Raw genomic sequence first — 8,455 nt, forward strand, 5'->3', positions numbered from 1 at the left:
CGAGACCACGCTCATATTAGTACTGCGCCCGAACGTCTCTCGGGCGCACACGTAGCCGGGCTCGGCATAAGTTCGCCTAAAGGGGCGTACTTGGAATCTGCACGAGCACGGAAGTAAGTGCCACCAGTTCCACTGCACTGCACTACCTCTCCCTTACGAGTGCCGGCATTTACGGCGGCCAGCGGCCCCCATGGAGGAGTCTTCCATGCCGCAGAGGCAGCGTTCGCAACCAGAGGCTTCCAATGCCGCTTCACACAGCCGACGCGCTAACGAGGCACGCATCGCAACCTAACGGATCGCTTTGGTGGTAACCATGTTGATCGTCCGGATCCAGCAGATCAGCGGAGTTCTGCTAGTCCTTCTTATTTTGCTTGATGTGTTCCTGACCGTGCTCTATGCCAGGATGGGAAGCGGGCTCCTAAGCCCGCGCCTTGCGCAAGTGATCTGGCGCACATTTCGTGTGGTGGCACGTGGCTTTCCACGCTATAGCGGTCGCATTGCATCTTTTTGCGGTCCCGTCATCCTTGTGTCGCTTCTCTTCATGTGGATCGCAGGGCTTACGCTGGGCAATGCGCTTCTATTCCATCCCGTGCTGGGGAGCGCCATTCAGTCAAGCAACGGAAAAACGCCGACAGATTTCGTTAGCGCGCTCTATGCGGGTGGAAGCAGTATTTCGGTCGTGGGTTCGGCCGATTTCTCCCCTCATGCTTCGCATTACCGCCTGATCTACCTCATCGATTCGATCATTGGCCTTTCTGTGACATCGCTTACTCTCACTTACTTGATGCAGATCTACAGTCAGCTGCAAGAGAGGAATACGTTCGCCCTCAAGGTCTACTTGGCGACCTGCCAAACGGGAGATGCGGCCGTCCTCGTCGCCGGTCTAGCTCCTGGAGGCGAATGGAGCCACGGGACTTCCGTGCTTTGGGAGCTTGCCTCTGACGTCACTTCCACCAAAGAGGCTCATCATTTCTACCCTGTTCTGTTCTACATGCGCTTTGAGGAGCACTACTACTCACTGTCATTCGCAACGCTGGTGCTGCTGGATGCCGTCGCGATCATGCGTTCGACACTCGGAGATCAGTACAGTGCAGTAAAGCAATTACGTGCACTCGACCAGATCTGGCAAGGATCGCTGCTGTTGCTCACTTCACTTGAAAAGACCTTTCTTTCAGAGAGCCCGCTGAACCCACAGAAGCCGGACTCAGCCGAGTTAGCTCTGTGGGAGCAGAGGCTCGGGCACGCGACTGCATTGCTCAGTGCAGCGGGTCTATGCACGTTGAAGCCTTCCGATGCACTCACAAGGTACGTGGAACAGCGCACTCAATGGAACGGTCACATTCAAAGGCTAGCCCCCTCAATGCTGTACTCGATTCAGCAGATCGATTCGCCGACGCACGGAGCAGCACCACGCTAGGGGTATGAGAGCGGGCGGAACCTACACGCAGCACCACCACAGTGGACCAACAGGGAGGATGTATGGCACTCTTCGGATTCGGCACAAAGCGCCAACTCAAGGGACGTCGTATCGCAATTCTAGCCACACACGGCGTCGAGCAGGTCGAACTCACAAGCCCAAGAACCGCCATTCAGAAGGCCGGCGGTTGTGGAACTGGTCTCTCCACACAAACTTCTGAAGGGAGGAAAGATAAAGGCGTGGAACATTATGAAATGGGGTGACTCATTCAAAGTCGACGTGAGCCTCTCGCAGGCAAAGGTCTCTTCCTATGATGGATTGCATGTGCCTGGCGGCGTAATCAATCCTGACATCCTGCGAATGAACAGCGATGCGGCGGACTTCGTTCGCAGCTTCTTCGAAGCAGGCAAGCCTGTTTCTTCCATCTGTCACGGGCCTTGGATGCTCATCGAAGCCAACGTTGTTCGAGGAAGAACATTAACGTCATGGCCCTCATTGAAATCGGATCTTCGCAATGCCGGCGCAAATTGGGTGAATGAGGAGGTTGTAGAAGACCGAGGTTTGGTTACGAGCCGGGGCCCACAGGATCTCCACTCATTCAACAAGAAGATCATAGAACTCTTCGCGGGCGCAGGGAACAAGACCGGCGGCTGACAACAACAAGGGTCGAACTAGCTGCCCTGCTGACTTATTCCATTCTGCCAACGCACCCGCCTCTGGCGGTGAGAGGATAGGTTAGACGCCAAAAGGCGCATAGCTCAGTTCGAGCCAAAGGACCGCTGCGGGATGCGAAAAGGGTTTACGAGTAGACCGAAGATAGAAGAGCCCGCGGCGAGCCACGGCAAAAACTACATCACTCCGAGCGGGCTCGAGCGATTAAAAGATGAGCACAAGTTCTTGCTCACCAAAGATCGCCCTGCTGTGGTGGAGGTGGTGGCGTGGGCTGCGGGCAATGGCGATCGCAGTGAAAACGCCGACTACCAGTACGGCAAGCGACGACTGCGGCAGATCGATGGACGGCTTCGCTTTCTGGCGAAGCGAATCGAAGCCGCGGAAGTAGTCGATCCGGAGGCTCCGAGAACTGGGCAGCGGGCGACGAGGGCGTTCTTCGGAGCCACCGTGCGCTATGCGAATGCCGCGGGGGTAGAGCGAGTGGTAAGCATCGTCGGCACAGACGAAGTCGATCTCGACCGCAACCACATCAGTTGGGTTTCACCCCTGGGGCGCGCATTGATGAGAGCGGCAGAGGATGACGAGGTTGTTCTTCATGCGCCGGGCGGCACTGAAGCGCTGACGGTGCTGGAAGTGCGGTACGAGCGCATTTCTGTAGAACCGTTCCGCGAGCCGCGTAATGCCGAACTCTCGACAAAGCTTCGTCCTAAGTAGGGCGCGAGTAAAAGCGAACGGAGAGGACGTGAAGACGATTCAGGAACCCTGCGTCATGCCAACTTCAAGGTCACGATGGACGTGTATACGCGGGCGGTGAGAGAGGTAAAGCGAAACCCGCATAACGGCATGGTTAGACAAATCATTACCAGCAAGGCGCGTGCGGAGGAAGCGTAATGATGGGTGGCTCCGAATTTCTATTGGATCTTTGACCCACGTTTCTAAGGCTTAGCTTTGCAAGTGATTTGTTTCTAATGGCGTCCCCGACGGGATTCGAACCCGTGTTACCGCCGTGAAAGGGCGGTGTCCTAGGCCACTGGACGACGGGGACGCGTGGTGTTCGCTCTCCGGCAGCGGGCGCTGCGGCGAACTCCCATGCTGAGGCTATCAAGGCCCCCCTACCCTGTCAAAACACGCATGCAGTGCGACGCAAAGTCGCCCAGTCGAGTGCTATAACCCAATCACATGCGCCGTTTTCGCTACCTGGACACGCTCACCATTATCTTCGTCGTGGTCCTGATGGTCTCCAATCTGGTCGGGCCCAAGATGTGTCAGGTCGGCCCGTTCAAGGTCAGTGGCGCGGAGCTTCTCTTCCCCATCGCGTATATCTTCGGCGATGTCTTCACCGAGGTATACGGCTACGCCGCATCACGACGCGCCATCTGGCTTGGCTTCCTGGCCATGGCGCTGCTCTCGGGCTTCGGCGCTATCGTGGTCGCTCTCCCTCCCGCGCCTGATTGGCACAACCAGCAGGCATTCGCAACCGTGTTCGGCCTGGTGCCACGCTTCGCCATCGCGGGCCTCATCGCCTACTGGGCTGGTGAGTTCACCAACTCCTACACCATGGCCAAGATGAAGGTCCTGACCAAGGGCGAGAAGTTATGGACGCGCACCATTGGCTCGACCTTGACGGGCCAGGCCGTCGATACCGCGGTGATCATCCTTATCGCCTTCTACGACTCGCCGTGGAAGACGAAGGCGATCATCATCGGCTCCGAGTATCTGGCCAAGGTCATCTACGAGGTGCTCGCGACGCCGCTCACCTACGCTGTCGTCTACGGGCTCAAACGCGCCGAGAACTCGGACGTGTTCGATTACCACACGTCATTCAATCCTTTCCGGATCGGCTCCGCGGCAGCTGTCGACACCGAAACGACCGAGCCCGTCTCGACGCGGTAGTCTCGTTTGATGAGTTCTGCCGCTCCCGGCTCTCCCTCCATGCGCGCCATCGTCGTTCCGGCTCCTGGTGCTGCCGATGCCCTGCAGATAGCAGACGTGCCCCGCCCCACACCAAGCCCGGGCGAAGTCCTGATTCGCGTCGCTGCCGCCGGTCTCAATCGCGCAGACATTGCCCAGCGCAAGGGACACTATCCACCTCCACCCGGTGCGAGTCCCATCCTCGGCATGGAAGTCAGCGGACACGTAGCCTCTGTTGGCACAAATGTAGCGCGATGGAAGACCGGCGACGCGGTGTGCGCGCTGCTCGCTGGGGGCGGTTATGCCGAATACTGCGTTGCGCCCCAGGGCCAGGTGCTGCCGATTCCGGACGGCATCTCGCTCGAAGATGCAGCATCGTTGCCGGAAGCTGCGTTCACGGTCTGGGCCAATCTCTTCGACACGGCAATGCTACGCGCCAGGGACTCATTCCTCGTGCAGGGCGGATCCAGCGGCATCGGATCATTCGCTATTCAGGCAGGGCGCTACTTTGGTGCGCGCGTTGTCACCACCGCAGGCTCGGCCGAGAAGTGCGCGTACTGCCGCGAGTTGGGCGCCGAAGCCGCGTGGAACTACCGCGAGGAAAACTGGGTCGCCGAGGCATGGGCCTGGTCTGGCGGCAAAGGGATTCAGGTCATCCTCGACATGGTGGGCGGCGACTACTTTGGAAAGCACATCGAGCTGCTCGCATCGCGTGGACGCCTCATCCACATCGCGACAACCAAAGGCGCAGAGGTGCAACTCGATCTACGCGAGGTTATGCGCAAACGGTTGATTATCACCGGCTCGACGCTGCGCGCGCGCCCGCCGGAGGAGAAGAGCGTGCTGCGCGAGGCGGTCGAGGCCAAGCTGTGGCCGGCAATTGCGTCCGGCGCCATCCGCACGGTGGTGCATGAACGCCTGCCGCTGGCACAGGCCGGTGACGCTCACCGGCTGATGGAATCGAGCACTCACATGGGCAAGATTCTCCTCACGCTGTGAGTGCCCGACCCGCACACTCGCGTCGTTGGCGCATCGCCTGGCTGCTTGGCCTCGGCGTGCTGGTCAACTACTTCGATCGCGTCAACCTCTCTGTCTCGCACGACGCACTCTACACCGCGTTCGGGCTGTCGGACGTAGCCTTCGGCTATCTCGCGGGCGCCTACAACTGGACGTACGCACTCTGCCAGTTGCCGGTGGGCAGCATACTCGACCGCTTCGGTGTGCGCCGAGTCGGACGACTCAGCATCGCGATCTGGAGCATCGCGTCCTTCGCAGCCGCGCTTACCCCCGGTCTTCCCGGCTTCTTCGGTGCGCGGTTGCTGCTTGGGGTCGGAGAAGCGCCGACCTTTCCCGCGAACGCCAAAGCGATTGGCGCCTGGTTCCCTCCGGGCGAGCGCAGCCGCGCCACATCGCTCTTCGACGCTGCGGCAAAGTTTGCATCTGCCATTGGCGTACCGCTGCTCGGCGTGCTGCTGATCCATATCGGCTGGCGGCTCAGCTTCGCCGCTACGGGCACACTAAGCCTCCTCTACCTCCTGCTGTTCTGGGCGATCTATCGCGAGCCGCACGAGGATCCGCTGCTCACGCATGACGAGCGTGCACTCATCGCACCTGCACCGCGTGTGGCATCCGCGCCGGCAGAGCGCGAGCTCTCGCTCGCCTCCCTGCTCGGCAACCGCAAGGTGCTTGGCCTCGCGATTGGCTTCGGTGCCTACAACTATGTCTTCTATCTGCTGCTCACCTGGCTGCCGCGCTATCTCTCAAGCACACTGCACATAGACCTCTTGCGCTCATTTCTTTACACTGGCGCGCCTTGGCTGTTTGCGACGATCACAGACCTGGTCATCGGCGGATGGGCAGTCGATGCACTGATCGCGCGTGGGAGGAATGCTTCGGCCGTGCGCCGTACCGTGCTCGTGGTGGGGACCGCCTGCGGCCTCGGCATCCTCGGCGCAGCGCACGCACACACATCGTGGAGCGCGCTGGCCTGGATCAGCCTCTCGCTTGGCGGGCTCGCCGCTGCTGCGCCGGTCGGCTGGTCGATCCCGTCCCTGATCGTGCCAAGGGGCAGCGTCGGTCGCGTCGGCGGGATCGTCAATTTCTCCAATCAGATCTCAGGCATTGCCGCGCCTGTGATCACGGGCTACCTGGTCCAGGCGACGCACTCGTTCGCATGGGCCTTCGCTGTCGCGGGCGCCTACCTGGTGATCGGGATTCTGAGCTACCTGCTGCTGCTCGGGCGTATTGAGCCGGTGGGCGCGGACGGCCCTGCCTCCGCCGCGATAGCCGGGTAATGCTTCTCCGCACCGGTGCGCCCGTTGCGTACCGTGAGCCCGCCGTCCTGGTCCGCCGTCAGTTCGATGTCGTGCCCGGCATCGTTCGCCTCGCTCAGGTTGGCAATGTACTCCGGCTTCGTGTTGTGCTGCTCGCCGCCCTCTTCGGAGTAATGTAACTGCCACAGTGCCTCTAGACCGGGAGCCTTCTCTACCGTGTCCAGCACCGGAGTGGAGCCGCCCTTCTTCGCACCGTTGTCCATGATCGCCACGCGCGCGTGCACCGCATCCACCAGCGCCGGGCTTGAGCTCTGATACCAGCCGTGATGCGAGACCACCAGCACATCCACAGTGCCCAGGCGATTCACCGGACACATCAGCACGCGCTCCTTGTCTGCCGTCAGGTCGCCGAGGTCAAGAATGCGGGCGCGGCCGTACCGGATCAGCACACCGAGTGAGCGCGCATTCTCCGTCTGGTCTGCGGCAGGCGCGCTTCCCTGCCCGCAGTACGCATTGTTCTCGCCGCCGCCGGGCAGTGACTTACCAATCACGTTCCCGTCTGCACTAATCACGGTTACGTTCATGCCCGCGATTGGCAGTTGCTCGCCCGGATGCGCCACGATCTGTTTCGCATGGGTCTCTTTCAGCACGCGCTGATACTCGGCGTAGCCATGCTCTGTCACGCCCTGTTTGCCCGCCGTGCTGTCGTGCTCGCGATTGGGCCCATGCACAATGAACGTGCCGACCGGCATGCGCGCCACCAACTGCGGAACGCCACCGACGTGGTCGTCGTGATAGTGCGTTATCAGCACATCGTCGATGCGGCTGAGCCCGGCGCTCTTAGCGGCTGCGACGATGCGGTCGGCATCGCGGCCGCCACCGCCCGGCCAGCCTGTGTCGATCAGCAGCGAGTGGCCCTCGGGCGTGACGAACAGCGTCGCCTGGCCGCCTTCGACATCCACGAAGAAGACCCGCAGATGGCCTGCGTTCGTCTGGACTGAGCTTGTTGGACCTGCGCCTGGCTGGCCTCCCTGCGCCGATGCGATCGCACATGTCATGCCCAGCAGGCACAACGACCCGAGCATATTCCGCAGCTTCATGGCATTCATCCCTTCACCGTGGCCCGCACCGCGCCGGTCGAAATGCCGCCATCGACCAACAGCGTCTGGCCAGTGACGTAGCGGCTCGACTCCGATGCGAGAAACACGAGCGCGCCATCCAGGTCGCGCACTTCACCGGGCCGCTTCACTGGGATGCGATCCACCAGGTACTCGACCCACGCGCGGTCCTGGTAAAGCACGCGATTCTGTGCGGTTTCAAACCAGCCCGGTGCCAGGCAGTTAACCGTCACTCCGTGGCGGCCCCAGTCGTCGGCCAGGCTCATCGTGAGCTGGCGCACGCCGCCGCGACTCGCGCCATAGGGCGCCAGCCCCGCGTAACCCATCACGCTGGTCACCGAGCCAATATTGATGATCCGCCCATAGCCATGCCTGACCATCCCGCGAGCGAGCGCCTGCGCGACGAAGAAGCTGCCGCGCAGGTTGGTCTCAAGCACCAGGTTCCAGTCATCCCAGGTCACATCCAGCGCAGGCCTGCGCACATTGCAACCGGCATTGTTCACCAGGATATGCACCTGCGGAAACGCTGCCTCGATCTCCGCCGCCATCGCCGTGATCGACGCCTGTTCGCGCACATCGAGTACGAGTGCATACGCGCTTCGACCAATCGCTTCCACCTCGGCCACGGTCTCGCGCAGATCGTCGTGCCGACGGCTGGTCACGATCACATCCGCACCCGCGCGCGCGAGGACGCTGGCGAAATGCCGCCCAAGCCCGCGACTCGCTCCGGTGACCAGAGCCACTTGTCCACCCAGGTCGAACAAACCACGGCTTTCGCTGCTCACGGCTGCTGCCCAGTCTGCCGCGGGTCGAGCACGACTTTCATCAGGTTCGGCTCGCGCGCGTACAGCCGCGCAAACCACTGCGGCCCCTCTTCGAGCGGCACCACCGCGGTAATCAGCGGCTCGACGCGGATCTTGCCCGCAGCCATCCACTCCATCGCCTTCGGGTATTCACCGGCCGATGCGCACGATCCCTGCAGGCGAATCTGCCGCGTAACCACCTTCTGCAGTGGCAGCAGCACCTCCGGCGCAATGTTGCCGACGAGCACGACCGTGCCCCCC

General features: G+C 61.4%; 7 protein-coding genes, 1 tRNA gene and 2 pseudogenes. 6 read left to right on the forward strand and 4 right to left on the reverse strand.

The window, feature by feature from the left end; translation table 11 throughout:
- Positions 1-304: 304 nt before the first annotated feature.
- The 3 genes and pseudogenes from AC5IJH_RS18015 (at position 305) to greB (ending at position 2,803) form a co-directional block, all read left to right on the forward strand.
- Positions 305-1,417: a two pore domain potassium channel family protein gene (locus AC5IJH_RS18015; RefSeq protein ID WP_491904211.1), complete on the forward strand. Its 1,113-nt coding sequence runs from the start codon at positions 305-307 to the stop codon at positions 1,415-1,417.
- A gap of 62 nt (positions 1,418-1,479) precedes the next feature.
- Positions 1,480-2,071, forward strand: a pseudogene (locus AC5IJH_RS18020) (type 1 glutamine amidotransferase domain-containing protein).
- A gap of 132 nt (positions 2,072-2,203) precedes the next feature.
- Complete coding sequence (greB, locus tag AC5IJH_RS18025) at positions 2,204-2,803, forward strand: transcription elongation factor GreB (RefSeq protein ID WP_491904212.1); 600 nt, start codon at positions 2,204-2,206, stop codon at positions 2,801-2,803.
- A gap of 255 nt (positions 2,804-3,058) precedes the next feature.
- Here the strand turns inward: greB and AC5IJH_RS18030 are convergent.
- Positions 3,059-3,134 (reverse strand) — tRNA-Glu (locus tag AC5IJH_RS18030).
- A 134-nt stretch (positions 3,135-3,268) separates the two neighbouring features.
- Between AC5IJH_RS18030 and AC5IJH_RS18035 the strand changes: the two genes are divergently transcribed.
- The 3 genes from AC5IJH_RS18035 to AC5IJH_RS18045 are packed head-to-tail and all read left to right on the forward strand — an operon-like array spanning position 3,269 to position 6,294.
- On the forward strand, positions 3,269-3,982 hold the full coding sequence (locus AC5IJH_RS18035) for a queuosine precursor transporter (RefSeq protein ID WP_491904213.1): 714 nt from the start codon (positions 3,269-3,271) through the stop codon (positions 3,980-3,982).
- Positions 3,983-3,991: 9 nt separating this feature from the next.
- On the forward strand, positions 3,992-4,999 hold the full coding sequence (locus tag AC5IJH_RS18040) for an NAD(P)H-quinone oxidoreductase (RefSeq protein WP_491904214.1): 1,008 nt from the start codon (positions 3,992-3,994) through the stop codon (positions 4,997-4,999).
- A complete protein-coding gene (locus AC5IJH_RS18045; protein WP_491904215.1) occupies positions 4,996-6,294 on the forward strand; it encodes an MFS transporter in 1,299 nt (432 codons plus the stop codon). Before AC5IJH_RS18040 ends, AC5IJH_RS18045 begins: the two co-directional genes overlap by 4 nt.
- Here AC5IJH_RS18045 and AC5IJH_RS18050 read toward each other — a convergent pair.
- From AC5IJH_RS18050 to AC5IJH_RS18060, 3 genes and pseudogenes are all read right to left on the reverse strand, one after another.
- A complete protein-coding gene (locus tag AC5IJH_RS18050) occupies positions 6,222-7,373 on the reverse strand; it encodes a ComEC/Rec2 family competence protein (protein WP_491904216.1) in 1,152 nt (383 codons plus the stop codon). The genes AC5IJH_RS18045 and AC5IJH_RS18050 overlap by 73 nt on opposite strands.
- Positions 7,374-7,378: 5 nt before the next feature.
- The gene (locus AC5IJH_RS18055; protein WP_491904217.1) at positions 7,379-8,176 is read right to left on the reverse strand and encodes an SDR family NAD(P)-dependent oxidoreductase; all 798 of its coding nucleotides are present in this window, start codon (positions 8,174-8,176) and stop codon (positions 7,379-7,381) included.
- A pseudogene (locus tag AC5IJH_RS18060) lies at positions 8,173-8,455 on the reverse strand (galactitol-1-phosphate 5-dehydrogenase); the annotation flags it as partial. The pseudogene AC5IJH_RS18060 and the gene AC5IJH_RS18055, both read right to left, overlap by 4 nt.

The sequence above is a fragment of the Candidatus Dedyshia acidiphila genome, from assembly GCF_051025295.1.
Taxonomy (GTDB): domain Bacteria; phylum Acidobacteriota; class Terriglobia; order Terriglobales; family Acidobacteriaceae; genus KBS-83.

Coding starts and splice junctions, on each gene's coding strand:
- greB (WP_491904212.1), top strand. CDS start 2,204: ATGCGAAAAGGGTTTACGAGTAGACCGAAGATAGAAGAGCCCGCGGCG.
- AC5IJH_RS18050 (WP_491904216.1), bottom strand. CDS start 7,373: ATGAAGCTGCGGAATATGCTCGGGTCGTTGTGCCTGCTGGGCATGACA.
- AC5IJH_RS18035 (WP_491904213.1), top strand. CDS start 3,269: ATGCGCCGTTTTCGCTACCTGGACACGCTCACCATTATCTTCGTCGTG.
- AC5IJH_RS18040 (WP_491904214.1), top strand. CDS start 3,992: ATGAGTTCTGCCGCTCCCGGCTCTCCCTCCATGCGCGCCATCGTCGTT.